Annotated in this window: 3 protein-coding genes; all 3 read right to left on the bottom strand. The window is 45.8% G+C overall.

What is annotated here, in order from left to right; translation table 11 throughout:
• The coding region (locus ACSHXM_RS21765; protein ID WP_435692524.1) for a glutamine synthetase family protein at positions 1 to 887 on the bottom strand (887 nt) is incomplete at its 3' end.
• A 58-nt stretch (positions 888 to 945) separates the two neighbouring features.
• A complete protein-coding gene (locus tag ACSHXM_RS21770; protein ID WP_435692528.1) occupies positions 946 to 1,689 on the bottom strand; it encodes an N-formylglutamate amidohydrolase in 744 nt (247 codons plus the stop codon).
• A 50-nt stretch (positions 1,690 to 1,739) separates the two neighbouring features.
• Positions 1,740 to 2,009 (bottom strand): TRAP transporter large permease subunit (locus ACSHXM_RS21775; protein WP_435692526.1); only part of this gene is annotated, 270 nt, incomplete at its 5' end.

Genomic DNA, 2,009 nt, shown 5'->3' on the forward strand with positions numbered 1-2,009 from the left:
GCGTAAGCCAGTAGCCCCGCTAGGTAATGGCACATCAACTCAGACATGCCATAACGGCGGCTCTCATCTAAGAATAATGGTTTGCCATCTGCACTCCATAGTGATTGATGCACGTGTGATGAGCTACCCGCTGCATCGTTGTGCCATTTCGCCATAAATGTAACGGCTTTACCGTGCTGCCATGCTATTTCTTTACAGGCATTTTTAACAATTGAATGCTGATCCGCTGTGGTCAGTGCTTTGTCGTATTTAATGTTCAGCTCTTCTTGGCCTGCTGATGCTTCACCTTTTGAACACTCAACTGTAATACCTGCTCCGTATACGCCATTGCGCATCGCACGGATCACACCTTCTTCTTTGGTGGTTTGGAATATATGGTAATCTTCGTTGTAAGCACTTGCTGGCTGCATATCGCGATAGCCTGCTTTACAGGCATCTGCATAGCTTTGATCGAACATGAAGAACTCAAGTTCAGTCGCCATCATCGGCTCCATACCCATTTCAGCTAGGCGCGCAATCTGCTTACGTAAAATGGCGCGCGGCGAATGCGGTACTGGGTTGTACTTTTGATCTAACACATCACACAATACCAGGGCAGTACCTTCTAACCAGGGAACACGGCGCAATGTGCTCATATCTGGCTTCATGATGTAATCGCCGTAACCCGCTTCCCAGCTCGTCGATTTATAACCTTTTACCGGTTCCATCTCTAAATCTGTGGCGAGTAAATAGTTACATGAATGCGTTTCTTCTGCGGCGTGTTTAATGAAATAGTCAGCGTGAAAACGCTTGCCCATTAATCGCCCCTGCATGTCTACCTGGCAAGCTAGCACTGTATCTATGGTGCCGTTAGCGAATTCTTCTTTTAGTAGTTCCAGAGTCAACATTGCGTTCATTGGTGTCCCTCATTATCTGTCATTTTTGTCATAGGATTTAGTATCAAAATTAGTGATCTACGTTATTTAGAGTATCGGCGATTAACTGCGCCCAAACCTCTTGGCCTGCGCTATCGACAATTAAGTCATTGCGCACCTCTAACATCACATTGTCTAACTGGTTGTCTGTGCCGTGCTTCGTGACCATGTGCAGTACTGGATCAGATGGCCCGTACGGCTCATTTAAGCGCACATCAAAATCACTCAACAGCTGCGCTTGCCTGCAGACATCTTTCGCGAAAGCGTTATCTAGCTCGCAAATAACACCTAGCTGTACCGGGCGCTTCACCTCTTTAAAAATAGGCGTAAAGCTGTGTACTGTCACTAGTATTGTGCGCCTGCCTGCCGCTGCCCTTGCCTTTATGTGCTCGGCTATTTGCTGGTGAAACGGCAAATAAATTTGCGCTACACGATAGTCTCGCTGCTGCGCCGTCAAATCTTTATTGCCTGGTATTTCAGTTACTTCACTCAAGCGGGGTATCGAGCTTAGCTCCGTTGGCGGCCTATTACAGTCATATAATAGACGTGAATAGTTTTGCGCAATTAAGCAGGCATCTAATTTTTCACTGAGCAGCCTTGCCGTCGCCTCAGCACCGATGTCCCAGCCGATATGGCTCTCTACTTCTGCCTGTGTTAATCCCAAGTTATTAAAATCTGGTGGAATATAATTACTGGCGTGCTCACACACCAGTAATATATCTGATTTCCCTAATGGGTTTACCAGCTGTGCTGGTGGCTTCTCTAATCCTTGCATCACCACGGCGACACATCTCCTTGCTCTAATAAATTATGAATACAAACTGTTTACTTACCAAAAACCAGTTCTGGCAACCACAATGTAATCTGTGGGAACACCATAAATAACACCAGTGCAAATACCATAATGGCAACAAACGGTGTGATCGATTTATAGATATCCATCAAGCCGATCTCTTTGGGGGCCATGGCCCTCATTAAGAATAAGTTGTAGCCAAATGGCGGTGTCATATACGCTATTTGACAGGTCACGGTATACAGTACGCCGTACCAAATAGGGTTAAATTCAAGTGCAATAATCAGTGGAATGTATAGAGG

Origin of the sequence: Paraglaciecola sp., from assembly GCF_051252315.1 — a bacterium.
In the GTDB taxonomy this organism is placed as follows: Bacteria; Pseudomonadota; Gammaproteobacteria; order Enterobacterales; family Alteromonadaceae; genus Paraglaciecola.